Source organism: Nocardiopsis valliformis DSM 45023, assembly GCF_000340985.1.
Lineage (GTDB): Bacteria > Actinomycetota > Actinomycetes > Streptosporangiales > Streptosporangiaceae > Nocardiopsis > Nocardiopsis exhalans.
In genome coordinates this window covers 117818-142624 of the sequence record NZ_ANAZ01000024.1, presented here as the reverse complement: position 1 = coordinate 142624, position 24807 = coordinate 117818, and the positions used below count along the sequence as shown (strand labels likewise).

The window sequence follows — 24807 nt, the reverse complement described above, 5'->3', positions numbered from 1 at the left end:
TGTTACAGGCTTGACATCTGGCCTGAAGCGCTAACTAAACGGCATTGTTCGGCGAAGCCGCGACGGCGACGACCTTGACGCGCGCAGCGAAGACGGCCACACTCACGCGGCGGGAAACGGGGGAACCCGCACAGAACAGAGAGCTCAGCAGCAACACAGCCAGAGGCCTCCTTGGTGAGGCCTCCTTGGTGAGGGCTCCTTTGTGAGGGCTCAGTTGGTCAGGAACTCAGGGGGAGCGGGCCCCGGCCGTTCAGGGGATCGGGGTGCCAATGCGGAGGCGGTTGCCGTCGGGGTCCTGGAGTTCGATCTCGCGGGCCCAGGGGGCCTCTTCGACAGTGGTGCCGAACTCGGTGGCGATGGTGTCCACATCGCGCACTCGCAGGTAGACCAGGGTGTCCGGGCGGGCGTCGCCCGTGTGTTCGGACAGGAAGAGGGACACCGGGCCCCGGGTGATCTCGACGAAGGCGGGGAGGCCGGGCTCGAAGCGGTGCTCCCACACCTGGGTGAAACCCAGCCGTTGGTACCAGCGGACGGCGGCTTGGGCGTCGGTCACGCGCAGGATCGGGATCGCTTGTTCGCTCATGGGGTCCTGAGTATCACGCCTGGTCCGGGGCCGACCAGGTCTCGCAGACGGCTTCGGGGACCAGGTCGAGGTGTTCCAGGAACGCGCGCAGCAGGCCGTCGGTGTTGTCGGTGCAACCCGAGGCGGACCAGGCCTGGAAGCCGTTGTTGAGGGCGGCGAAGAAGATCGTCGCAACGAGGGCGGGACGGTGGTCGACGTCCGGGTCCACGCCGGTGCGTTCACCGATGACCTCGGCCAGTTTGGCCTGGCGGCGGTGGCAGTAGCGCATGTTGGCCTCGAAGAGCTCGGGGCTCTGCGAGATGAAGTTTCCGGCGCTGCCTTGTAGGTGCAGGTTCTCGCGCTCCAGGATCGCCCAGTGGTCGCGCATCGCGTTGCGCAGGGCCTGGAACGGGTGCTCGTCGGAGGGGCGGTCCCGCAGGGCCGCGCAGAGGACCTCGTCGACCCCCTCGACCGCGTCCAGCACCACGTCCTCCTTGGAGGCGAAGTACCGGAAGAACGTCCGCTGGGAGACCCCGGCGCAGGCCGCGATCTCCTCGGTGGTGGTCGCTTCGTAGCCCTTCTCGTGGAACAGGCGCAGCCCGGACTCGATGAGGGTTCTGCGCAGTTCGGCCTTCTTCCGCTCACGCAGACCGACGCCTTCGGGGCTCGTCGTGCTCATGGACGTGCCTCCCCGATCCCGCATGCCGTTCGTTCGCACGCTCTTCTCCTGGAGGATACATGCGAGCCACAGTGATGCCAGTCACTGACAAAAAGCAGAGATTGCAAAGTGTCAGTGGCTGACATAATCTCGCCGGGAAGGTAACGAGCACCCGGGGGCACCATGACCACGCAAACCGCAGCGGCACCACCCGATCAGGGGCGTGTGCGCTTCACCGAGAGCCCCTGGGCCACGCTCGTCGCCATCGCCTTCGGCGTCATGATGGTCGCCCTCGACGGCACCATCGTCGCCGTAGCCAACCCCGCGATCGGCGCCAGCCTCGGCGCCTCGCTGGCCGAACTCCAGTGGGTCACCCACGGCTACCTGCTCGGACTCGCGGTCTTCCTGATCACGGCGGGCAAGCTCGGCGACCGCTTCGGCTACCGGAACACCTACCTGGTGGGCGTGGTCGGTTTCGTACTCTCCTCGGTGGCGATCGCGCTGTCGTCCGGTGTCATCATGCTCATCGCCTTCCGGATCGTCCAAGGGGTTTTCGGAGCACTGCTGCTCCCCTCCGCCATGGGCCTGCTGCGCGCCAGCTTCCCTCCCAGCAAGCTGGGCCGGGCCTTCGGCGTCTTCGGCAGCCTGATCGGCGCGGCCACGGCGGGCGGCCCGATCCTTGGTGGGGTTCTCGTGGGCGCGTTCAGCTGGGAGGCCGTGTTCTACATCAACGTCCCGGTCGGCGCCGTCGCGCTGGGCCTGGCACTGTGGCTGATCGCCGCCAACCGTCCCACCGATGCCGGAAGCCGCATGGACCTGCCCGGCATCGTGCTGATCAGCGTCGCGATCTTCGCGCTGGTGTGGGCGCTCGTCGAAGCGCCGAGCATCGGTTGGGCCCACCCCGTCACCCTGGTCTCCCTCAGCGCCGCGGTGCTCTTCGGCGTCGCCTTCGTGCTGTGGGAGCGCAAGCCCGAACAGCCGCTCATCCCGCTCGGCCTGTTCGCGCACCCGTCGGTGTCCATCGGTGTGGTGCTGACGGTGGCGATGGCCCTGGGCCTGATGGGCTCGCTGTTCTTCATCACCTTCTACCTCCAGGGCGTGCGCGGGATGAGCCCCGCCCAGACCGGGCTCCAGCTCATCTCCATGACCGCGATGATGGCGATCACCTCACCGATCGCCGGACGCGTCCTGGACCGGGTCGGCGCGAAGCTCCCCACCACCATCGGACTGCTGTCCGCCTCCGCCGGTATGTTCCTGCTGTCCCGGCTGGCGGCGGACACCGGCGTCGTGTACATCTCGGCGGCGTTCGTGCTGCTGGGCGTGGGCCTGAGCCTGGTGATGACCGGCGCCACCGCCGCGATTATCGGCAACGCCCCGGTGCGCTTCGCCGGGGTCGCTTCGGCGGTCCAGCAGGCCGCCATGCAGCTCGGCGGTTCGCTGGGTACGGCGGTGCTGGGCGCGGTCATGTCCGCGACCATCATCTCCACCCTGCCCGCCCACTACGCGGCCGCCGGTCTGGCCGAACCCTCCGCCGGAGAGCTGTCCTCCATGCAGGGCACCGTCGCCCAGGGCGGGGCGGTCCTGCCCGAGGGCGCCGACGCGGGGATGACCGCCGCGGTCACCCAGGCGAGCAACCTCGCCTTCCTGGACGGCCTGCAGCTGGCCTTCGGGATCGCCGCCGCGGTGATGCTGGTGGCGGCCGGACTGTCCCTGTTCATGAAGTCGGGGCGGATGACCGACGGCCCCGCCGTGCACGTCTGACCTGTGCACCTCTAACCCGGGGCAGGAACACACGAAGGCCCTGGTGGTACGCCCACCAGGGCCTTCAGGCATGCATAGTCAGAACTCAGGTCGTGTAGTCGGCGTTGATCCTGATGTAGCCCTCGGTCAGGTCGCAGCCGTAGACCGTGAACTCACCGTCGGCGATGCCCAGGTCGACGCTGATCACCACCTCGTCGCCCTTCATGTGCTGGGCGGCGCGCTCCAGGGTCTCGTCGGTCGCCTCGGTCGGGAAGGTCTCCACGTCACCGAACACGATCCGCACGTTCTCCGGGAACACGTCGGTCTCGTCCGAGCACTTGCCCACCGCCATCGCCACCCGGCCCCAGTTCGGGTCGGCGCCGTGCACGGCGGTCTTGACCAGAGGCGAGTTCACCACGGCCTTACCGATCCGCTTGGCCTGGGCGTCGTCGCGCGCCCCGGTCACCCGCACCTCGATGAGCTTGCCCGCGCCCTCGCCGTCGGAGGCGATCATCCGGACCAGCTTGAGCGCCACCTCATGCAGCGCGACCTCGAACTCGCTGACGTCGACCGGCCCGGCCAGGCCGTTGGCGAGGATCGCCGCGGAGTCGCTGGTGGAGGTGTCGGTGTCGATGCTCAGGGCGTTGAAGGTCCGGTCCACCACCCGGCGGAACACCTCGTCCAGGACCGGTTGCTCCAGCTCGGCGTCGGTGAAGAACCAGGTCAGCATGGTCGCCATGTTCGGCTCGATCATGCCGACGCCCTTGGCGATGCCGGTGAGGGTCGCCCCGCCCACCTTCGCGGTGGCGATCTTGGGGTGGGTGTCCGTGGTCATCATGGCCGCGGCGGAGCGGTCCAGGTCGGCCGGGGGGAACTCGGCCGGAAGGTCCGCCAGGTAGGAGCGGACCTTGTCCATCGGGTAGGGGCGGCCGATGACCCCGGTGGAGGCGATCAGGATGTCGTCGGGGTCGACCCCGGCGGCGCGGGCCACGCCCTCCTGGACCTCGCGGGCGTCGGCGGTGCCGATCTGGCCGGTCGCCACGTTGGCGTTGCGGGCGATCACCGTGACACCGCGCGCGTGCCCGTCGGCGGCGGCCTCCCGGCTGAGGCGGACGCTGGGCCCGGCGAACCGGGACAGGGTGAACACGGCGGAGACCACCGCGGGGGCCTGGGAGACCACCGCGAAGAAGTCGTCCTGGGGGTCCTTGATCCCGATGTTGCCGGCCACGCCGACGAAACCGGCGGGAACGGGGGTCTTGTTGCTCATCGTCCTCCTCGGAACTTCGTGGGCGCCAGCCTACTTCGCCACGCCCGACGCCCCTGGTTACGGCCACGGCCTGCGGGGGTTTCGTACTGTTCGGAGACGGCGCGGGTGTGACAAGCCCGAGCGAACGGGGTATCCGCCGAGAAGGGGGAGACCGCTCGGGGGGAGGCGTGTTGTGCGTGATGGTGACTGGCTCACGGAGACGGGAGCGCGGATCCGCGGAGTCCTGAAGGTGATGGTGGACGCGGACTGGCTGCCGGGCGGGGCCGCGGTGGTCGGTACCGGCGGCATGTGGGAGTTCGTCGCGGTGGGGCGGATCGACGACGAGCACGACACGGCCCCGGACGTGTCCTACGACGTGGCGAGCCTGACCAAGGTGATGGCGACCTGGCCGCTGGTCGGGCGCGCGGTCGCCGAAGGGGTTCTGGACCTGAACGCCCCGATGTCCGAATACTTTCCGGGTGAGGACCTTCCCGGGGCCTGGGTGACGACCCGGCAGATCCTCACGCACACGAGCCGCCTCAACCAGGTGACCTGGATGGAGCGGTACGTGGGCACGGACCAGGACCTGGCCGAGGCGATCCTGGCCGACCCGCTGGAGGAGCCCGGCTACCAGTACATCGACCGCGGGTTCATCCTGCTGGGCCTGCTCCTGGAACGGCTGTACGGCAGCACCCTGGACCGGCTGGCCGACGACCTCTGGGCCGAGCTGGGCATGCGTTCCACCACCTACGGTCCGCTGGCGAGGTCGCCCAGCGTGGCGCCGACCGAGCGGCGGCTGGTCGGCGCCGGGCCCTCCTGGGGTGTGGTGCACGACGAGGCGGCCGCGCTGATGGGCGGTGTGGCCGGACACGCCGGGGTGTTCAGCACCGCCATCGACCTCGGCGCCTACGCCCGGGAGATGCTGCGCCTGCACGACGGCGGTGCCGGGATCATCCCGGGGTCGTTCGTGCGGGAGAGCTGGTCACCGCAGGTGGACGCGGGCGGGCGGCTGTCGAGAGGGCTGGCCTGGCTGGTCACCCCGGAGGGCGTGGTCTACCACAACGGGTTCACCGGGACGAGCCTGTTCATGCACCCGGAGAGCGGTCGGTACGTGGGTGTGCTCACCAACGCCGTGCACTACGGGCGCGACCGCACCGGCCTGGTGGACCTGCGCTCGGCGGCGCGTTCGGCGCTCACGCCCCAGGCCCACGAACACGAATCCTCTCCGTGAGCCGGCCGATCAGTTCGGCCAGCCCGGCGGGGCCGGGGACGACCAGGTCCGCGGCGTCGGCGACCTCGGTCACCTCGTCGGAGGATGAGCACACCGTCAGACCGGGGACGCCCCGACCGCGCAGCGCGGCCACCGCCGCGAAGGCGGGCAGGTCGCCCAGGTCGTCACCGGCGTAGAGGACGCGCTGGGCCGCCCTCTCTTCCACCAGGGAGGTGAGGGCGGCGCCCTTGTCCACACCCTGTGGACGGAGTTCGATCACCATCCGACCGGGCTCCAGCTGCAGATCGGCGCGCTGCGCCAGCTCCGCCAGGGGAGCGGCCAGCAGTTCCAACGCGCGGTCGGGGTCGTCCGCCCGGCGCGTGTGCACGGCCAGCGAACGCCCTTTGTCCTCGATCCACGTGCCCTCCGGCGCGCCCGAGGCGTCCACCAGAGCGGGGAGCTCGGCCCGGACCAGGGCCACGCCGGGCGGTGGATCGGCGGCGATCACCCGGCCCTCGGCCCAGCGCTCGGCACCGTAGTGGCCGAGCACGATGATGCCGGGTACCCGGTCCAGCCCGCCGAGGCGCACCGCGGTGGCCGCGGCCCGACCGGTGATCACCGAGACGGTGCCCACCAGGGTCGAGAGCTCGGCCAGCGCGGCCACGATCCCCGGATGAGGGGCGGAGGTGAGCGGGTCGGCGACGATGGGCGCCAGGGTGCCGTCGAAGTCGAAGGCGGTCAGCGCCTTGGCGGGGTCGGTGAGCAGTGCTTCGAGCGCGGCGCGGCCGGCCCGGGTGGTCGGTTCGGGCAGGCCGTGGGCTTGGGGCGAGGGCATGCGAGGACCTTGTCGCAGTCGGTGGGAAAGCTGCTGTCGGTAGGTAGGCCGCGCGTGCGGGTCCGGCCGGAAGACGCACGCGCGGCGCCGGAAAGGTGCGGGGCGGTGCGGGGCGGGTGTGTCCGGGGGTCTTCCCTGCTGTCACACCTGCTGTCACACCGGCGGTCGCACCTGATGCCGCAACTGGTCCAGGGGCGGGGAACGCGGTTCGGGGAATACGGTTCGCAGAACGCGGGTCAGAGGTGAATGCCCAGCTGGCGCGCGTTGCGTTGGCGTCGGCGGTCGGCGCGCAGGCGGCGCAGACGTTTGACGGTCATGGGATCGAAGGCGAGCGCCTCGGGACGCTCGACCAGGCCGTTGAGTAGTTGGTAGTAACGGGTCGCGGAGAACCCGAACTCGTCACGGATCGCCTGTTCCTTGGAACCCTCGAACTTCCACCACTGGCGTTCGAAGGCGAGGATGCGCTGTTCGCGTTCGGCGAGGGCCGACTGACCGTCTTCGGACGGACCGATATTCGGCATGGGACACCCCCTGGACGGGTCATTGGTTTGTCCGGATCGGCGCGACTCATGCTAGCGACTCGACATGCCGGATGAGGAGCGGAAAATCCAGGACTGGCACCGGGGATACAGTTACCTTTCCTACCCCTCAAGCTACTTGTCCAAGCCTGGATCCTGTGCTCGTGAAAGAATCGCCAGAGTCCGGGGAGGGCCCGGTGCAGCGCTGACCGCAACGTTCGAGGGAGCCTGACGTGCTCGGGGGCAACAGCCGTAACAGGAGACACAAACGCCACGTGCTGGGCGTCGCGGCGGGGGCCTGCGCGGCGCTCACCGTACTGGGGCTGACGGCGGTTCCAGCCGTCGCCGACCAGGAGGACATCCCCGACTTCCGGCCAGAGCAGTGGGCCCTGGAATCCATCGGCGCGCAGGAGGCCTGGGAATCGACCCAGGGCCAAGGCATCACCGTGGCCCTGCTCGGGGTCGACATCGACGAGAACCACCCTGACCTGCGCGACAACGTCGAGGTCGACACCGAGTTCGGCGGGAACGGCAACGACACCGAGCAGGGCACAGCCGCCGGTGCGCTGGTTGCCGGACACGGCCACGGCATGGACGCGGACGGCGGGGTCCTGGGCGTCGTTCCGCTCGCCAAGCTGCTGGTCCTGCCGGGTGACGACGACCTCGCCGGGGCCATCGAATACGCGGTGGACGCGGGCGCCCAGGTCGTCCTGCTGCCGGACGAGGCCGCCGACGACGAGGATCAGTTGGAAGCCACCGCTTCGGCCGCGCGCAGCGGGACCGTGGTCGTCGCCCCGGCCGGCGGTGAGGAGGACCTCAACGTCCTCGCGGTGGGCGGCACGGACGAGGACGGGGAGCTCATCCCGGACTCGCCCGAGGCTTCGTCGATCGACCTCCTCGCACCCGGCGCCGACCTGTACACGGCGGGCGAGGACCAGAGCCAGATCCAGGTGACCGGGACCCCCTACGCGGCCGCGGTGGCCGCGGGGGCGGCCGCGATTCTGAGCGCCGAGTACCCGCAGCTCGACCCGGAACAGATCCGGAGCGCCCTGCTCCAGGGCTCCCAGCAGGGGGCCGAGGGGCTGCCGTCCCTGCACCTGCCCTCCGCCGTCGCCCAGGCTTCGGGCGAGGCGCAGGACATCCCGTTGATCGACGAGGACCTGGTGGAGGAGGACTCCCCGAACGTCCCGGTGTGGATCTGGTTCGCGCTGGTGGGCGTGGTGCTGGTGATCATCGTGCTCGTGCTGGTGCTGTGGGTGCGCCGGACCACCAAGGACCCCTACGGCGTGGCGGCCGAGCGCCGTGAGGAAGAGGAGCAGCTGGCGGCCGAGCGCGCCGAACAGGCCAAGGCCGAGGCCGAGGAGCGTCCTTCGCGGCGCAAGAAGGGCGGCCGCCGCCGCAAGAAGTAACGCGAGAAGGAGAAGGATCGGACCGGACCAGGCACCGATCCGGGCACCGAACCGATCCCGTGGCGCGCCCGAGCCTGCCCAGGCCGGGCGCGCTCCTGCGTGGGCGGGGCTGCCATGGGGGTTGCGGGCAGCAGGAGGCGAGCCGGAGGCGGGCGGGAACGGAAGCTCCCCCGATGCCGACATCAGGCCGCTGGGGAAGACGGAGCCAGGGCGGTCTTCCCGCCTGTGGACAACGCCTTCTCCCGGTTTGCGGGGCCGGGCCGAAGACCTGGCCGCGGCCGGGCCGACCACTGGCTGTCGCGCACTGTCACCCCTGGTCAACGGGGTGTCATGGCGGATGTGCGCGTGCATATGTAAGGCACGCCGTGGGTCTTGACGAGGGCACTCCGGGCGACAAGGCTTTATGGAATGTCGTCCCTCGAAACACCCTCTCTGCCCTCGCGAGGAGAAAAGCGGGTCGGACCCGGCCCCCAGTCACGCAACCTGGTCAACGGACGCGTGCACATCTCCGAGCCCGATCCCAAGTGGCCCTACCTGTTCCGTCAGGAGGACGGCCGGATCCGCGGCGCCCTCGGCGACCGGGTCCTGGCCCTGGACCACGTCGGCTCCACCTCGGTGCCCGGCCTGCCCGCCAAACCCTGCGTCGACCTGCTCCTGGTTGTCGCCGACCCCGCGGACGAACCCGCCTACCTGACCGACCTCGAGAAGGCCGGGTACTCCCTGGTCATCCGGGAGCCCGACTGGTACGAGCACCGGGTCCTCAAGGGGCCCAGCATCAACCTCAACCTGCACGTGTTCGGCCAGGGGTGCGAGGAGATCGACCGCATGCTGTTGTTCCGCGACTACCTCACCGCGGACGCGGGGGCCAGGGAGCGCTACACAGCGGTCAAACGCGAGCTGTCCGAACGCACCTGGGAGAAGATCCAGGACTACGCCGACGCCAAGACCGGCATCGTCAGGGACCTCCTCGCCGAAGCGGAGGTCTGGCGCAGGAAGGGCACCGAGGACAGCTGACCCGGGACCTTCCGATGAGGGACGCGGCGAGAGGGCGTGTCCGCCACCGGACACGCCCCCGCGTCACGCCTGGGTCCAGCCACCCCTGACCCGGGCCCCTGCCTTTTCTGAGCTGTCTTCCTGAGCCGCCTTCCCGGGCGCTAACCCAGCGAACGCAGCTGGTCCTGGAACCAGCGGCGCGGCGGCAGCGCCACCGCCGCCTCCGCCAACCGCTCCCGACGCTTGCGGCGCTCCGGCTCGGGCATCGACAGCGCCTGGTGCAGCGCCTCCGCGGTCTCCACGGTGTCGTAGGGGTTGACCAGCAGCGCGTCCTCACCCAGCTCGTCGGCGGCGCCCGCCTCGCGGGAGAGCACCAGCACGGAGTCGTGCTCGGAGAGCACCGGGCCCTCCTTGGCGACCAGGTTCATCCCGTCCCGGATGGGGTTGACCAGCAGCACGTCCGCCATCTGGAACGAGGCCAGCGAGCGCGGGTAGTCGTCGTTGACCTCCAGGACCAGCGGCGTCCACTCGGGGGTCGAGAACTCCTCGTTGATCTCCTTGGCGGTCCGCAGCACCGACTCCGTGTACTCCCGGTACTCGGGCACGTCGCCCCGGCTCGGGTAGGCGAACGCCAGGTGGGTGACCCGCCCCCGCCACTCCGGATGCGCCCACAGCAGTTCCCGGTACGCCTCCAGACCGCGCACGATGTTCTTGGAAAGCTCGGTGCGGTCCACCCGGACGATCAGCTTGGTGTCGCCCACCACCTCGCGCAGCGTGCTCCTGCGCTCGGCCACGGCGGGCTCCGAGGCGCTCTCCCGGAGGTCGTCCTCGTCCGCGCCCAGGGCGTGGATGCCCACCTCGACGATCCGGCCCCCGTGTTCCACGGTGCGGCGTTCGAGGTCGACGTCGGCGCGCAGGATCTCCGCGCAGCAGCGCAGGAAGGCGTCGGCCCAGCGCGGGCTCAGGAAGCCCAGCCGGTCCGCGCCGAGCATGCCCTCCAACAGCTCCCGGGCCACCTGGGTGGGCAGCATCCGGAAGTACTCCGGCGGCGCCCACGGGGTGTGCGAGAAGTGCGCGATCCGCAGGTCGGGGCGGCGGGCCCGCAGGATGCGCGGCACCAGAGCCAGGTGGTAGTCCTGCACGGCCACCCGGGCGTTGTCGGCGGCCCCGCCCACGATGGCCTCGGCGAAGGCGTTGTTGTAGGCGGTGTAGTCCTCCCAGAGCCCGTGGAACTCCGAGCCGAAGGAGGGCTTGTTCGGGGTGTCGTACATCATGTGCTGCACGAACCACAGGGTCGAGTTGGCCACCCCGGTGTAGGCACCCGCGAAAGTCGTCTCAGGGATGTCCAACATGTGGACACGCATGCCGTCGAGGTCGTGGGCGCTGTCCAGCCGGGCTCCGGGCGCCTCGGCGGCCGCCCGCCGGTCGGCGTCGGACAGGGCGGCGCACACCCAGAGGCTGTCGATCTCGGTGGCGACGGAGATCATCCCCGACACCAGGCCGCCACCGCCGCGGCGGTGCGCCAGGGAGCCGTCGTCGGCGGTGGAGAAGGAGACCGGGCCCCTGTTGGAGGCGATGAGGATCTGAGCCTTGTCCACGTGGTCGTCCTCTCGAGAAGAGCAAGGATGGGAGGGGGTTACGCACTTCTCCTAGGTCTCGCCTTCGGGAGGCGGTCCCAAACCCTCGCGAGGTCAGCCGTGGAGACCGTCACACCAGCGAAACACTGCACGTGCATCGGGGCCCGCTTCGACCTGTGCTGTCTCACGGTGTCTCATTATTTGAGCGGTTTTGTGTAATCCAGGTCACCCAGCGTGGAAAACCGGTCAACACGTCCGTTACAGTGACGGTGCGGGCCCCAAGCGGGCACGCGACAACTTCATATTGCTCATCCAGAGGGGTGGAGGGACCGGCCCTGCGAAGCCCCGGCAACCATCTCGACATGTGGAATCGCGATCACCGCGAACCCGTCGAGGCAGGTGCCAACTCCGGCCTGGGGTCAAGGTGGCCACCAGGGAAGATGAGGGGAGACGCCTCGCTATGGCGATTACCGCCACTGAACCCACCGCTGTCCGCGCCTTCGGTCCCGGAACCGCCCTCTCCTGTCGCGAGTGCGGCGAGCGCTACGAACTCTCACCGATCTTCGCCTGCCAGTTCTGTTTCGGCCCCCTCGAGGTCGCTTACGACTTCGGCGACGTGACCCGCGAGGAGATCGAGAGCGGCCCCAAGAACATCTGGCGCTACCGCTCCCTCCTGCCGGTCCCCACCAACGTGGCCGACCTGCCGAACATGAACCCGGGCCTGACCCCGCTGGTCAGGGCCGACCGCCTCGCCGCCGAACTCGGCCTGAAGTCCCTGCACGTCAAGGACGACTCGGCCAACCCCACGCACTCCTTCAAGGACCGCGTGGTCGCGATCGCCGTCGAGGCCGCCCGTACCTTCGGCTTCACCACCCTGTCCTGCTCCTCCACCGGGAACCTCGCCGGTGCGGTGGGCGCGGCCGCCGCGCGGGCCGGGTTCGACTCGTGCGTGTTCATCCCGGCCGGGTTGGAGGAGGGCAAGGTCGTCATGGCCGCCGTGTACGGCGGCAAGGTCGTCGCCATCGACGGCAACTACGACGACGTCAACCGCTTCTGCTCCGAGCTCATCGGGGACGAGGCCGGCGAGAGCTGGGGCTTCACCAACGTCAACCTGCGGCCCTACTACGCCGAGGGCTCCAAGACGCTGGCCTACGAGATCGCCGAGCAGCTCGGCTGGCGCCTGCCCGAGCAGATCGTCATCCCGATCGCCTCCGGCTCCCAGCTCACCAAGATCGACAAGGGCTTCCAGGAGCTCATCAAGGTCGGTCTGGTCGAGGACCGCCCCTACAAGGTGTTCGGCGCGCAGGCCACCGGCTGCTCCCCGGTCGCCAAGGCCTGGGAGAACGGCCATGACGTGATCCAGCCGGTCAAGCCGGACACCATCGCCAAGTCCCTGGCTATCGGCAACCCGGCGGACGGCCCGTACGTGCTGGACATCGCCACCCGCACCGGCGGCTCGGTCGAGCACGTGGGCGACGACGAGATCGTCGACGCCATCAAGCTGCTGGCCCGCACCGAGGGCATCTTCGCCGAGACCGCGGGCGGGGTGACCACCGGCGTCCTGCGCAAGCTGGTCCGCGAGGGCAAGCTCGACCCCGAGGCCGAGACGGTCATCGTCAACACCGGTGACGGGCTCAAGACCCTCAACGCCGTCGACTCGGGTGTGACCGCCACGATCAAGCCGTCCCTGGCCGCCTTCAAGGCCGAGGGCCTGGTCTGAGCCTGCCCGCGTTCTTCCCACAGCCACTCGCCGCAGCCACATCCCAGGAGACACGAACACCATGAGCGCCAGCGTCCGCGTGCCCACCATCCTGCGCACCTACACCAACGACGCCTCCGAGGTCACCGCCGAGGGGGCCACCCTTGCCGAGGTCCTCGACGACCTCGAGGCCAACCACCCGGGTATCCGGGCCCGCATCCTCGACGACAACGGCAAGGTCCGCCGCTTCGTGAACGTCTACATCGGCGACGAGGACGTCCGCTTCGAGAAGGGTCTGCAGACCGAGGTCAAGGACGGCCAGCAGATCTCGATCATCCCCGCCGTGGCCGGGGGCTGCTGATCGGGCCGCTGATGTGAACCCTGAGGGGCGGGTGCCGTCGGTGCCCGCCCCTCGCGCTGCCCACGGGCCTCGTAACCTGGGAGGGAGATTCTTCCGGGACGAGGGTGGCGATGTCGGCGACGCGGTTGTTGGTGCTCGGAGTGGTGCGCGTCCACGGGCAGGCGCACGGGTACCGGGTAGGTCGTGAGCTCATGGACTGGGGCGCCGAGGAGTGGGCCAACGTGAAGTGGGGCTCGATCTACCACGCGCTGCGCAAGCTCTCCGAACAGGGGAAACTCCGTGAGTTCGTGGCCGAGGGGGAGGTCACCGAACGTACCTCCTACGAGATCACCGATGAGGGGGAGGCCGACTTCCTCCGTCTGTTGCGCGGCGCTCTGAGCCACGGCGGTGACGACCACGCGCTGTTGTGCGCGGGGGTCACCCTCATGCCCTGCCTGCCGCGCGCCGAGGTGATCGAACTCCTGAAGGAGCGGCTCGCCGTCCTGGAGAAGAGCGACGCCGAGGTCGTGTCGGCGATCGACGCCACCGAAGCGGAGTGGGGCAAACCCGCCCACGTGCGCGAGCTCTTCCGGCTGTGGCACTACACGGTCGACGCCGGTGCCGACTGGACCCGGCAGCTGATCGCCTCCTTGGAGACGGGGGAGTACGTCATGGCCGATGACAGCCCTCAAGCCTTCGGTCTGCCTCCGGTCTGACTCCCGGTCTGGCCCTCAGCCATGTATTAAAACTTGAATATCTCCGTGCGGTGGTGCACCCTGGTCCCTGTATTCAAGTTTTAATACGGAGGGGTCGATGATCCACACACGAGAGCTGACCCGGCACTTCCGGGTCGGCAAGGAGACCGTCGAGGCCGTGCGCGGTGTCGACATCGACGTGTCCGAGGGAGAACAGGTCGCGCTGCTCGGACCCAACGGCGCTGGAAAATCCACCACCCTGCGCATGCTCACCACCCTCCTCGATCCCACATCCGGGACGGCCGCCGTCGCCGGGCGCGACGTGCGCACCGAACCCGCCGAGGTGCGGCGCCGGATCGGGTTCGTCGGGCAGGGGCACGGAGCCGGGGAGGATCAGCGGGTCCGCGACGAGCTCTACACCCAGGGCCTCCTCTACGGGCTGGACAGGCGCACCGCGCGTCGCCGCGGTGACGACCTGCTGGAAATGCTCGACCTCGCGTCCGCCGCCGGACGCGAGGTCAGCACGCTCTCCGGGGGGCAGCAGCGCAGGCTCGACATCGCCATGGGACTGGTCCACCGACCCGGACTGCTCTTCCTCGACGAGCCCTCCGCGGGCCTGGACCCGCACAGCCGGGCCAACCTGTGGGAGCACGTCGCACGGTTGCGGGCGGAGTTCGGGACGACGGTCGTACTCACCACCCACTACCTGGACGAGGCCGACTCCGCCGCCGAGCGGGTTCTGGTCATCGACCACGGTCTGCTGATCACCGACGGCACCCCCGACGAACTCAAGGGCCGGGTCTCCGGAGACCTGGTCAGCCTCACCTTCGCCGATCAGGTCCAGGCCAGGGGCGCCGCCGAGGTGGCCGAACGGCTCGCACCCGACGGCGGGGTCGAGGTCCTCGACGGCGCCGGGATCGACCACGAGGTGCGTTTCCGGGTGCCGCGCGGCGACGCCGTCCTGCCGGAGCTGCTCCGCGCGCTCGACGCAACCGACCTCGACCTGAGCACCGTCCAGGTGCAGCGGCCCACCCTGGACGACGTGTTCCTGACCCTGACCGGCCGCAGCCTGCGCGAGGAGGACCAGTGACCGCCGTCGACCGCCGCGAAACCGACCCCGCCGCCTCCGTGCGGACCACCGGAGGGCTCTCCGGGATGCTGCGCGACACCGGAACCGTGTTCGCCCGGCAGATGCGCCCGGTCCTGCACCGGCCGTTCATGATCGTCTTCGGAATGCTCCAGCCGCTGCTGTACCTGGTGCTGTTCGCGCCGCTGCTCACCGGGCTGGCCGGGGCCGAGGGAGAGAATCCGTGGCAGTGGTTCGTGCCCGGCCTGTTCGTGATGCTGTCCCTGTTCACCGCCGGGTTCGCCGGGTTCGGGCTGTTGCCGGAGATGGCCTCGGGGGCGTACGAGCGGATGCTGGCCACCCCCGCCAGCCGGGTGGCGCTGCTGCTCGGCTGGGTTCTGCGCGACCTGGTGATCGTTCTGGCGCAGATGCTGCTGATCCTCGTGCTGGTGCTGCCGTTCGGTTTCCGGACCACCGCGCCGGGGGCCCTCGCGGGTTTCGCGCTGCTGGCCGTGCTCGGGGTCGGGCTGGCCACGCTGTCGTACCTGGCCGCGATGATCGCCAAGCACACCTACGTGTTCGCGCCGATCATCCAGACCGTGATGATGCCGCTGATGCTGCTCTCGGGTGTGCTGCTGCCGATGGAGTTGGCCCCGGGCTGGCTGTACACGCTGTCGCGGTTCAACCCGGTCGCGCACGTGGTGGACGCCGCGCGCGTGCTGTTCGGCGGCGGGGTCTGGGACGGAACGGTCCTGCTCGGCTGGGTGATGGCGGTCGGGATGACGCTGCTGGCACTGGCGGTGGCCGCGCGCTCCATGCGCCGTCTGAGTACTTGACCGGTCCTGGCCACCCGAAGGGGGCTGAGGAGCGTCCGGGCACGTCACCCCGGGGTTCGCCTACTGTTCGCCGAACGCTCAAATCATGACTTGGCGGGATGTTCGCGCAGGTGGAAGGCGTTCCCCGGGGTGTGTAAATCGTGACCACATCGTTTGCACTCTCCATGGGCGAGTGCTAAAAAAGGAAGTGGTTAGCACTCACCATTGCCGAGTGCTAACCGGATCGAGGCTGCGAGACCACGGGCCTCCGGCAGCAGGGTTGCCGGGGAGAACGCGGTCGTCCGTCGCGGGCGCACGCCTCGTCCCATCGCGTATCACCCCGGTCACGGGAGGACTAGAACTCAATGGCAGCAAAACTGATCGCGTTCGACGAGGAGGCCCGTCGCGGCCTCGAGCGTGGTATGAACCAGCTCGCTGACGCCGTCAAGGTCACGCTCGGCCCGAAGGGCCGCAACGTCGTCCTGGAGAAGAAGTGGGGCGCCCCCACGATCACCAACGACGGTGTCTCCATCGCCAAGGAGATCGAGCTCGAGGACCCGTGGGAGAAGATCGGGGCCGAGCTGGTCAAGGAGGTCGCCAAGAAGACGGACGACGTCGCCGGTGACGGTACGACCACCGCCACCGTCCTGGCCCAGGCCCTCGTACGCGAGGGGCTGCGCAACGTCGCCGCCGGCGCCAACCCGATCGGCCTCAAGCGCGGTATCGAAGCCGCCGTGGCCCGCATCAACGAGGAGCTCGGCAACCTCTCGAAGGACGTCGAGACCAAGGAGCAGATCGCCTCCACCGCCTCCATCTCCGCTGGTGACACCCAGATCGGTGAGACCATCGCCGAGGCGATGGACAAGGTCGGCAAGGAAGGCGTCATCACCGTCGAGGAGGGGCAGACCTTCGGGCTCGAGCTGGAGCTCGCCGAGGGCATGCGCTTCGACAAGGGCTACATCTCGCCCTACTTCGCCACCGACCTTGAGCGCATGGAGACGGTCCTTGAGGACCCCTACATCCTCATCGTCAACTCCAAGATCTCCAACAACAACGAGTTCCTGCCCGTTGTCGAGAAGGTCCTGCAGTCCGGCCGTCCGCTGATGGTCATCGCCGAGGACGTCGCCGACGGCGCCCTGCAGACCCTCGTGGTCAACAAGATCCGCGGCACCTTCAAGTCCGTCGCCGTCAAGGCTCCGGGCTTCGGTGACCGCCGCAAGGCCCAGCTCGGCGACATCGCCGTGCTGACCGGCGGCCAGGTCATCACCGAGGAGGTCGGCCTCAAGCTCGAGAACACCGAGCTCGAGCTGTTGGGCCGCGCCCGCAAGGTCGTCGTCACCAAGGACGAGACCACCATCGTCGACGGTGCCGGTGACGCCACCGCCATCGCCGGTCGCGTGAACGAGATCCGCAACGAGATCGAGCGCACCGACTCCGACTACGACCGCGAGAAGCTCCAGGAGCGCCTCGCGCGTCTGGCCGGCGGCGTGGCCGTCATCAAGGCCGGTGCCGCCACCGAGGTGGAGCTCAAGGAGCGCAAGCACCGCATCGAGGACGCCGTCCGCAACGCCAAGGCCGCGGTCGAGGAGGGCATCCTGCCCGGCGGTGGCGTCGCGCTGCTGCAGGCCAGCGTCCCCGCGTTCGCGAAGCTGGAGCTCGAGGGCGACGAGGCCATCGGCGCCGACATCGTTCGTCGCGCCATCGGCGAGCCGCTCAAGCAGATCGCTGCCAACGCCGGCCTCGAGGGCGGCGTCGTGGCGGACCGGGTCAAGAACCTGGAGCCCGGTTTCGGCCTCAACGCCGCCACCGGCGAGTACACCGACCTGTTCAAGGACGGCGTCATCGACCCGACCAAGGTCACCCGTTCCGCTCTGCTGAACGCGTCGTCCATCGCTGGTCTGTTCCTGACCACCGAGGCCGTCATCGCCGACAAGCCGGAGAAGGCGTCGGCTCCGGCCGGCGACCCGACCGGTGGCATGGGCGGCATGGACTTCTAGTCCAAGGCGTCTGAGGTCCGGATACGCGACCTCGCCCGCGACAGCCGGGCGGTCCCCCTCGCGGGGCCGCCCGGTTTCGCTTGTGTCATGGAGGCCTTGTGTCGTGAAGGCACGGCCAGGAGTCAGAGCTCGGAAACGCCGCCCGGCCGGGCCACGTCGGCGAGCGGATGCCAACCCCCGGCTCCCGGGAGCGTCTGCGCGGGTTCCGGCCCGTAGGAGCCGCGCGCATAGGGTTCGGGTTCGGTCGTCAGATCGATCACCGGGTCGACGATCCGCCAGGACTCCTCCACCACGTCGAAGCGCACGAACTGCTCCGGGGCGCCGGCCACAGCCCCGCGCAGCACGTGCTCGTAGGCCTCGTGTCCCTGGCCGAGCTGGTCTTCCACGTCCGCGCCGACTACGAGCCGTGCCGCGGAGCCACTCTCCGCCCCCGGCTCGTTCAGCTGCATCTCGAAGGCGAGCCCCACCGACGGCTCCAGCCGGAACCGGATGAGGTTGGCCGGGCCCGGGTACAGGTCGACCGCGGGGCGTTTGAGTTCGGCCACCACCTCCCACGACGTGAGCGGCATGTTCTTGCCCGAGCGCACATAGAACGGCACCCCCGCCCAGCGAGGGTTGTCCACCCGCATACGAAGCGCGAAGAAGGTCTCCGTGGTGGAGCCGGGCCGGACCCCCTCCGTGTCGAGGTAGCCGTGGTAGCGGCCCCGCACGATGTCGGTCGGCTCGATGGTGCGCACGGCGCGCAGCAGGCGCAGCTTCTCGTCCTTGACCGCCGAGGGGTCGGTTGATACCGGGGCGTCCATGGTGAGTAGGGCGAACAGTTGGAGCAGGTGGTTCTGGAACACGTCCCGCACGGCCCCGGCGGCATCGTAGAAGGAGCCCCGGTCGTCCACCCCGAAGTCCTCGGCCATGGTGATCTGCACGTTGTCCACGAACGCCCGGTTCCACACGGGCTCCACCAGGGTGTTGCCGAAACGCGTCGCCGGCAGTCCGCGGACGGGCTCCTCGCCCAGGAAGTGGTCGACCAGGTAGAGGCTCTCCGTGGGGAAGCAGTCCAGGAGCTCCCGGTGGAGTTCGCGGGCCGAGGCGAGGTCATGGCCGAAGGGCTTCTCCAGGATCAGCCGCGAGTCCCGGTTGAGCCCGGCCTTGGCCAGGGCCTGGGCGACCGTGGTGAACAGGGTGGGCGGGACCGCCAGGTAGAAGGCGGCGAAGGAGTCCGAAGGCAGCGCGTCGGCGATGTCGGCGTAGGTACGGGGATCGTTGAGATCGCCCGTCACCATGGTCATCCGCTCGGTCAGCCCGCGCAGAACCGACTCGTCGACCTCGGCCCTGTGCTCGGAAGGGGTCTGGGCCAGGTGCTCGACGATCGCCTCCCGGGTCCGCTGGCGCAGGGTTTCGGTGTCCCAGTCGGACTTGGCCACCCCCATGATCCGGGTGCGCAGCTCGTCCCTTGCCGCCAGGTGGTAGAGCGCGGGCATGAGGTACTTCTTCGTGAGATCGCCGGTGATCCCGAAGATCACCAGGGTGTCGGCGTCGGGCCCTGTGGTCATGGTGTCCCCTCGTCGCTGGCTGCCGCGCGGACGCCCGGAGGTTCCGCGCACGTTGGCGGGCCTACCCGGCCCGGGCCGCTGCCGCGCCCAAGGGCGGACCAAGAAAGGGTGACCGGGGCGGGCACTGAAAAGACGGGGACTCAGGGGCGGGGACGGGGTCAGCTGATGGAGTCGATCCACTTCCGGACGGCGGCCTTCACCTGCGGGGTGAGGTCGCTCTCGCCGAACCGGTGGGCGGTGAACCAGCGGAAGTCCGTGTGCTCCTCGGAGAGCACCACCGGCGTTCCGTCATGGGGGACCGCGAAGGTGAACTGCCGCTTGCGGATCCCGTTACTGGACACGTAGTCGAACCAGGTCGCGAAGGGGTCCAGGGGAAGCGTCCCAGGTGCTCGGCCAATCTCCTCGCGCAGCTCCCGGGCGAGTCCTTCGAGCAGCCCCTCTCCGGGATCCACCCCTCCGGAGGGGAGGGACTCCGCGCCGGGGAAGGAGGTGTCGTCGTCCCTGCGGCGCAGCAGCAGGATCTCTCCCCCGCCGTTCCGGTGGACGATCGCCCCCGCCGAGAACCGTTCGATCCCCTCGGCGCGGGCCAGAGCGATCAGTTCCTTTTCGTCCTTGGGTTCCGAGAAGCGCATGCGGCGACAGTACCGACCGGCGGGGCCTCCCAGGGCCGGTGGGGCGGGGCGCCCGGCCCCGGTGGAGAACCGGAACCGGGCACTGTTTTCCGGCCTCAGACCCGGATCAGGGTCAGGTAGGCGAATCCCATGATCTCCCTGGCGCCGTGCAGGCGGAAGCGCCGGTGCCCGTCCGCGCGGGCGCGGATCTCGTCAGCTCCGGGATCGTCCGGGTTTTCCAGGAGCCAGTCCTCCCAGCCCTTGGCGTTCCCGTTCTCCATGACGTCCCACTCGTCCACGGTCACCTCCTCCACCGCGTAGAGCCGGAAGCCGTGGGAGAGCGCGAAGTCCACGAGCTCGGGCAGCGAACGGTACTGGTCGCGGGGGACGACCTCCATCGCCGCCATCTCCGCGTCCGTGGGCGGCCGCTTCCAGAAGCACTCCCCGAACAACGCCCTGCCGCCGGGTTTGGTCAGGTCGGCCAGAGCTTCCAGCGCGTTGGCGGTGTGCACCACGGGATCACCGCCCCACACATGCGCGGAACCCACGTTGAACACCACGTCCGCGGGCTCGCCCTTCCACTCTCCGGCGTCTCCGACCACCAACTCGACCCGGTCGGCCAGCCCGCGCTCCTTCGCGTTGTCCTGGCCGTGCCGGATGTTGGCCTCACCGCGGTCGATCCCGAACCCGGTCGCGCCGGGTTCGGTGGCCAGCGTACGCAGCAGCAGCTCGGCCCAGCCGCAGCCGACGTCCACGACGTGGCGGCCCTCCAACGGGCCGAGCGAGCGGATCAGCCGAACGGCCCGCTCATCGGAGAGCGGGCCGTTGAAGTCGAGGTCGCGGTACATCGGGGGAATCTCGGGGGTCGTCATCCGAGCAGGTTCGCCGACGGCGGCCCGAACTGTCCAATGCTTTTCCCAGGGAGCGGAGTTATTCTGCGAAGTGTCGGGTGGACGGGTGCGTGAGGCGCTAGGTTCCTGTCCGGAGGTGCGAGGGAGATGAGTCTGACGATGACGGAGACCGCTCCGGCGACGGGGATGTCGCGATGGGACTACGTCCTGGGCACCTGGAAGAACCTGGACGTGCCCGACGGCTGGCGGGCTGAGATCGTCGATGACAACGGAGTCATGCTCGTGGCGCCCCCATCGGACCCCCACAACATCATCGCGGATCGAGTGAACCGCGCGTTGCTTCGAACTGTGCCTGATGACTGGGGGGTTTACCAGACACTGGGTATTCAGCTGCCGGTTGTCGAGCGGCTGTACGTGCCGGACCTGGTAATCATGCCGGAGTCCGTGGTCCTCGATCCCGCAAAGACACCCTGTCCGGCGGACGAAGCCGAGCTCGCGGTGGAGATCGTGTCCAGGAGCAGCATGGACACCGACCGTAAAAAGAAGCTCTGGGGTTACGCGCACGGTCCTGTCCCGCTCTACCTCCTGGTCGACGCCTGGGACGAGAACGGTCCCTCCGTCACCCTGTACGAGCAGCCGGGCAACGGTCGCTATAACCAGGCCACCACGGTGGAATTCGGGGACAAGATCCGCCTGCCTGAGCCCTTCGACCTGGAGATCGACACCTCCCGGTTCCCCGGGCCGGACGAGTGGCGTTCCTGAGCGCCACCGGTCCGGCCCTGATGCGGGACTGCGGGATCAGTTGCCGCCATGCCAGGTCTGCCAGAGGCGGGCGTAGGAACCTCCCCGGGTGAGGAGCTCCTCGTGGGTGCCCAGGTCGGTGATGCCGCCGCCGTCGACCACCGCGACGCGGTCGGCGTCGTGGGCGGTGTAGAGGCGGTGCGCGATCGCCACCACGGTGCGGCCTTCGAGGACACCGGCGAGCGCGCTCTCCAGGCTGCGGGCGGAACGGGGATCGATCATCGAGGTGGCCTCGTCCAGGACCAGGACCTGGGGATCGGCCAGCACGACCCGGGCCAGGGCCAGCTGTTGCACGCGGGCCGGGTCCAGCGGCTCCTGGCCTGAACCGACCCTGGTGTCCAGGCCTTCCGGCAGGAAGCGCACCCAGGTGTCGGCGCCCACCGCCTCCAGGGCCCGCCACAGGCGTTCGCGGTCCGTGTCGCTCTCGTCCAGGGCCAGAGCCAGGTTCTCGGCGAGGGTGCCCCGGAAGACGTGGCTCTCCTGGCTGAGCAGGATCACCCGCTCCCGGCGTTCCTCGGGGGAGAGGGCGCGCAGGTCCGCGCCGCCGACCCGGATGGCGCCCGCGCCGGGCGGGTACACACCGGCCAGGAGCTTGCCGAGGGTGGACTTGCCCGCGCCGCTCGGGCCCACCACGGCCAGCCGTTCGCCGGAGTGCAGGTCCAGGTCCATCCCGTGCAGTACCTCGGTGCCGGGGGTGTAGCCGAAGCGCACCCCGTGGATCTCCACGGTGCCCGGCTCCCGGGGTTCGGGTTCGGGCCCGGCTCCGGGGCGGGTGCCCTCGTCGGTCAGCTGGATCCCCAGGAGCCGCCGCAGGGCGGTGAAGCCCACCATCACGTTGTCGACCTGGTCGATCATGTGGTCCAGCGGCTTGGACATCTGCACGGTCAGGAAGACCGCCGTGGCGATCTGCCCCAGGGACAGCTCGCCCTGGTGGTACAGGACCCCCGCGACCAGGAACGTCGTCGCCGAGGCGAACAGGTACGAGAACTCCAGCGGCGGGTACCACACGCTCCGCAACCAGAGCGTGTACCGCTCAGCCAGGTAAGAGCGGTGCACGTCGGCGTCGGTGCGCAGGTCCTGCCACTCCTGGCGGCCCAGTGCCTCCAGGGTGTGCGCACCCTCCACGGTGTCGGACACGCCCTGGGTGAGCCGCGAGTACGTGCCCATCTCGGCGAGGTATCCGTCGGGCGCGCGCCGCGCGTACCAGCGCGTGGTGATCCAGATGATCAGGGCCGACGGCACCCACGCGAGCAGGAGCGCGGGGTGCAGGAAGGCCTGCGCCACCAGGATGACCAGCACGGTCGCCAGGCCGGTGGCGATCACCGGCAGGGACTGGCGCACCATCATGCTGAGCGAGTTGATGTCGCGCCCGGTCCGGGACACCAGGTCGCCGGTGCCCGCGCGCTCCACCGTGCCCAGGGGCAGCCGCAGGACGGAGTACACGAACTCCTTGCGCAGCTCCGCCAGCAGCCCCTCTCCGAACCGGATCGACTGGGCCACCGCCCCCAGCAGGAGGGCGGCGTTGACGAGCAGAGCCGCCACGATGACCAGGGCCATGACGTCCACGCGCCCGGGTGACGCCCCCTCACGGACGGCGTCGACGATCATCCCGAGCATCCACGGGGCGACCAGCGCCGCGGCCGTGGCCAGCGCGAACAGCGTCACCACCCCGAACAGCAGCGGACCGTGGTCCCGGCTCGCGCGGCGCAGTCGTCGCCACACCACGGGGGCCGGGGCCACCGGGAGCGCGGTCGACTCGATCGGGGCGGTGGGCGGTCCATCCGGCACGGGGGCGGGATCCCCGTCGGTCCCCGCCGAGGGGCGGCGTCTGGCGGTCTGGGTCATACCTTCTCCTCCTCCACCGACGTGCGCAGGACGGTGGCGGCGTAGGCGTCCGTGCGGAGCAGGTCCCGGTGGGAGCCCTCGGCCACCACCCGGCCCTGCACGACGAACTGGACGTGGTCGGTGCGGTCCAACAGCAGCGGGCTGGTGGTCACCACACCGGTGGCGCGGTCGGGGCGCGCTCCGGCGAGGCGCTCGGCGACGGCCGCCTCCGAGTGGGCGTCCACCGCGGAGGTGGGTTCGACGAGGATCAGCACATCGGGATCCCTGAGCAGGGCGCGGGCGAGACGGAGCCGCTGCTGTTGGCCGCCTGAGTACTCGCGGCCGCGTTCGGTGAGTTCCGCGTCGAGACCCTCGGGTGACTGGGCGAGCACGTCCTCGGCCGCGGCGGTGCGGACCATCGCGGTGAGATGTTCGTCGGTGGCGGAGCCGTCGGGGTCGAGCTCCTCGCGCAGCCGCCCCGAGAACAGGTGGGCGTCGTTGCCCGCGACCAGGATGCGGCGGCGGACCTCCGCCAGGGGCAGGTCGCGCAGGGCGACGCGCTGGGAGTCGGCACCGGTCAGCTCGGCGCCGCCGTCCCGGTACCGGCCCAACCGTTGGACGAGTGGGGTCACGTCGTCCTGGTCGGCGCAGACCACACCGGTGAACCTTCCGCGGGTGAGGCTGACCCCGCTGGTGGGATCGTGCAGGTTGTACGTGCCCGCCGGGGCCCGGGCCGGGACCCCGGGCTCGGGCAGGTCGTGCTCCAGAGCCAGCACCCGCACCACACGGGTGGCCGCGACCCGGGCGGTCACGAGGTCGGAGGCGAAGCGCATGAAGAAGCGCACCGCCGTGGCCAGGGAACCGGTGTAGCCGTAGAAGGCGACCAACTGGCCCACGGTGATCTCGCCGACCAGTGCCAGCCGGGCGCCGTACCAGACGATCCCCACCAGGAGCAGTCCAGGGTAGAGGGTGCGGACGGCCTCCAGGGCGGCGTCCATCCAGCCGACCCTGACTCCGGCGGCGCGTACGCGCTGGGACTCGGCCCGGTAGCGGTCGCCCACCGAACGCTCGCCGCCCACACCTCGCAGCACTCGTAGCCCGGCGACCAGGTCGGTGGCCCTGGTGGTGAGGTCGGCCTGCCGGTCCCGGTGCGTGCGTGTGCGGCGGTTGAGCGGTCGTAGCAGCGGGACCATGCCGACGACGATCAGGGGTACCGCCACCAGCACGATCAGCCCGAAGGTGACGTGCGAGGTCAGCATGAGGAAGCCGACCGCCAGGACCGAGACCACCGAGGAGATCATCAGGTCGGAGCGTTCGTAGAAGGTGCCGACTCGGTCGATGTCGTCGGTGCCGACCGCCACGACCTCACCGGTGGGCAGGCGCCTGGTGAGGGTCGGTCCCAGCCGGGAGGAGCGCCGGGTGATCAGCTGGATCGTGCGGTAGGCGGCGGAGTACCAGTTGAAGGCGCTCGACCGCTCGTACAGGGGCACCATGGCCGCGGCCAGCAGGGCGCACAGCGTGATCAGCCCGGACCAGTACAGCAGGGTGCCGAGTCCGCCGCCGGCCAGCCCGGAGTCCAGCGCGGTGCCGAGTAGGTAGGACACCAGGATCGTGCACAGGAAGTAGACCGAGGTGATCAGCGACGCCCACAGCAGGGAGCGCCACTCCTGGCGGGCGAGCCAGAGCAGGTAGCGGTTGGCTGAACGGTGGTCGGGGGTGCCCGGAGGCTGGGGAAGTACACGCACAGTTCCGGGACTCTAACCAGGGAAACCGAAGGAGACCACTGCTTTTCCCAGGGCCTGCGCGGCAG

At 69.7% G+C, this 24807-nt stretch carries 22 protein-coding genes and 1 riboswitch; of the genes, 11 read left to right on the top strand and 11 right to left on the bottom strand.

All coding sequences use genetic code 11. The annotated features are described in order from the left end of the window. Positions 1 to 250: 250 nt before the first annotated feature. Positions 251 to 583: a glyoxalase superfamily protein gene (locus D457_RS0121740; protein ID WP_017582788.1), complete on the bottom strand. Its 333-nt coding sequence runs from the start codon at positions 581 to 583 to the stop codon at positions 251 to 253. A 13-nt stretch (positions 584 to 596) separates the two neighbouring features. Continuing rightward, the gene (locus D457_RS0121735; protein ID WP_017582787.1) at positions 597 to 1241 is read right to left on the bottom strand and encodes a TetR/AcrR family transcriptional regulator; all 645 of its coding nucleotides are present in this window, start codon (positions 1239 to 1241) and stop codon (positions 597 to 599) included. Positions 1242 to 1403: 162 nt separating this feature from the next. Here D457_RS0121735 and D457_RS0121730 point away from each other — a divergent pair, with 162 nt between their 5' ends. Continuing rightward, positions 1404 to 2981 (top strand): DHA2 family efflux MFS transporter permease subunit, encoded by a 1578-nt coding sequence (locus tag D457_RS0121730; RefSeq protein ID WP_026116888.1) that lies wholly within the window; start codon positions 1404 to 1406, stop codon positions 2979 to 2981. 85 nt (positions 2982 to 3066) lie between these two features. Here D457_RS0121730 and argJ read toward each other — a convergent pair whose 3' ends face one another. Further along, positions 3067 to 4227, bottom strand: a complete 1161-nt coding sequence (gene argJ / locus D457_RS0121725) for a bifunctional glutamate N-acetyltransferase/amino-acid acetyltransferase ArgJ (RefSeq protein WP_017582785.1) — start codon at positions 4225 to 4227, stop codon at positions 3067 to 3069. 172 nt (positions 4228 to 4399) lie between these two features. Here argJ and D457_RS0121720 point away from each other — a divergent pair, with 172 nt between their 5' ends. Further along, the gene (locus tag D457_RS0121720) at positions 4400 to 5437 is read left to right on the top strand and encodes a serine hydrolase domain-containing protein (protein WP_017582784.1); all 1038 of its coding nucleotides are present in this window, start codon (positions 4400 to 4402) and stop codon (positions 5435 to 5437) included. Here D457_RS0121720 and otsB read toward each other — a convergent pair. Beyond that, positions 5400 to 6251, bottom strand: coding sequence for a trehalose-phosphatase (otsB, locus tag D457_RS0121715; protein ID WP_017582783.1), 852 nt, complete (start codon positions 6249 to 6251; stop codon positions 5400 to 5402). The genes D457_RS0121720 and otsB overlap by 38 nt on opposite strands. Positions 6252 to 6487: 236 nt before the next feature. Next, positions 6488 to 6772, bottom strand: coding sequence for a DUF3263 domain-containing protein (locus D457_RS0121710; protein WP_017582782.1), 285 nt, complete (start codon positions 6770 to 6772; stop codon positions 6488 to 6490). A 230-nt stretch (positions 6773 to 7002) separates the two neighbouring features. On the opposite strand from D457_RS0121710, the gene D457_RS0121705 reads away from it, so the two are divergent. Both D457_RS0121705 and D457_RS0121700 read left to right on the top strand, forming a co-directional pair. Further along, positions 7003 to 8178: a S8 family serine peptidase gene (locus tag D457_RS0121705; protein ID WP_026116887.1), complete on the top strand. Its 1176-nt coding sequence runs from the start codon at positions 7003 to 7005 to the stop codon at positions 8176 to 8178. 408 nt (positions 8179 to 8586) lie between these two features. Next, a complete protein-coding gene (locus D457_RS0121700; RefSeq protein WP_017582781.1) occupies positions 8587 to 9192 on the top strand; it encodes a GrpB family protein in 606 nt (201 codons plus the stop codon). Between the two features lie 140 nt (positions 9193 to 9332). Here the strand turns inward: D457_RS0121700 and D457_RS0121695 are convergent, their stop codons facing one another. Next, positions 9333 to 10769 carry an alpha,alpha-trehalose-phosphate synthase (UDP-forming) gene (locus D457_RS0121695; protein WP_017582780.1) on the bottom strand — a complete coding sequence of 479 codons (1437 nt, stop codon included), beginning with the start codon at positions 10767 to 10769 and terminating at the stop codon, positions 9333 to 9335. A gap of 284 nt (positions 10770 to 11053) precedes the next feature. Further along, a riboswitch (SAM riboswitch) is annotated at positions 11054 to 11195 on the top strand. Between the two features lie 13 nt (positions 11196 to 11208). Between D457_RS0121695 and thrC the strand changes: the two genes are divergently transcribed. The 6 genes from thrC (at position 11209) to groL (ending at position 17360) form a co-directional block, all read left to right on the top strand. Further along, a complete protein-coding gene (gene thrC / locus D457_RS0121690; RefSeq protein ID WP_017582779.1) occupies positions 11209 to 12468 on the top strand; it encodes a threonine synthase in 1260 nt (419 codons plus the stop codon). A 61-nt stretch (positions 12469 to 12529) separates the two neighbouring features. Continuing rightward, complete coding sequence (locus D457_RS0121685) at positions 12530 to 12808, top strand: ubiquitin-like small modifier protein 1 (protein ID WP_017582778.1); 279 nt, start codon at positions 12530 to 12532, stop codon at positions 12806 to 12808. Positions 12809 to 12918: 110 nt separating this feature from the next. After that, entirely contained in the window at positions 12919 to 13503 is a 585-nt protein-coding gene (locus D457_RS0121680; RefSeq protein ID WP_017582777.1) for a PadR family transcriptional regulator, read from the top strand. A gap of 97 nt (positions 13504 to 13600) precedes the next feature. Next, positions 13601 to 14572, top strand: coding sequence for an ATP-binding cassette domain-containing protein (locus tag D457_RS0121675; RefSeq protein ID WP_017582776.1), 972 nt, complete (start codon positions 13601 to 13603; stop codon positions 14570 to 14572). Continuing rightward, positions 14569 to 15384 carry an ABC transporter permease gene (locus D457_RS0121670; RefSeq protein WP_017582775.1) on the top strand — a complete coding sequence of 272 codons (816 nt, stop codon included), beginning with the start codon at positions 14569 to 14571 and terminating at the stop codon, positions 15382 to 15384. Before D457_RS0121675 ends, D457_RS0121670 begins: the two co-directional genes overlap by 4 nt. Positions 15385 to 15728: 344 nt before the next feature. Then, the gene (gene groL / locus D457_RS0121665) at positions 15729 to 17360 is read left to right on the top strand and encodes a chaperonin GroEL (RefSeq protein WP_017582774.1); all 1632 of its coding nucleotides are present in this window, start codon (positions 15729 to 15731) and stop codon (positions 17358 to 17360) included. Positions 17361 to 17482: 122 nt separating this feature from the next. On the opposite strand, the gene zwf is transcribed toward groL, so the two are convergent. From zwf to D457_RS0121650, 3 genes are all read right to left on the bottom strand, one after another. Further along, positions 17483 to 18910, bottom strand: a complete 1428-nt coding sequence (gene zwf / locus D457_RS0121660) for a glucose-6-phosphate dehydrogenase (RefSeq protein ID WP_017582773.1) — start codon at positions 18908 to 18910, stop codon at positions 17483 to 17485. A gap of 158 nt (positions 18911 to 19068) precedes the next feature. Beyond that, the gene (locus D457_RS0121655; protein WP_017582772.1) at positions 19069 to 19542 is read right to left on the bottom strand and encodes an NUDIX hydrolase; all 474 of its coding nucleotides are present in this window, start codon (positions 19540 to 19542) and stop codon (positions 19069 to 19071) included. Between the two features lie 95 nt (positions 19543 to 19637). Then, positions 19638 to 20393 (bottom strand): SAM-dependent methyltransferase, encoded by a 756-nt coding sequence (locus D457_RS0121650; protein WP_026116886.1) that lies wholly within the window; start codon positions 20391 to 20393, stop codon positions 19638 to 19640. 138 nt (positions 20394 to 20531) lie between these two features. On the opposite strand from D457_RS0121650, the gene D457_RS0121645 reads away from it, so the two are divergent. Further along, a complete protein-coding gene (locus D457_RS0121645) occupies positions 20532 to 21134 on the top strand; it encodes a Uma2 family endonuclease (protein ID WP_017582770.1) in 603 nt (200 codons plus the stop codon). A 36-nt stretch (positions 21135 to 21170) separates the two neighbouring features. Here the strand turns inward: D457_RS0121645 and D457_RS0121640 are convergent, their stop codons facing one another. Together D457_RS0121640 and D457_RS0121635 are read right to left on the bottom strand one after the other, a co-directional pair. Further along, positions 21171 to 23018: an ABC transporter ATP-binding protein gene (locus tag D457_RS0121640; protein ID WP_017582769.1), complete on the bottom strand. Its 1848-nt coding sequence runs from the start codon at positions 23016 to 23018 to the stop codon at positions 21171 to 21173. Beyond that, positions 23015 to 24742: an ABC transporter transmembrane domain-containing protein gene (locus D457_RS0121635; RefSeq protein ID WP_017582768.1), complete on the bottom strand. Its 1728-nt coding sequence runs from the start codon at positions 24740 to 24742 to the stop codon at positions 23015 to 23017. The genes D457_RS0121640 and D457_RS0121635 overlap by 4 nt, the downstream gene beginning before the upstream one ends. Positions 24743 to 24807 lie beyond the last annotated feature (65 nt).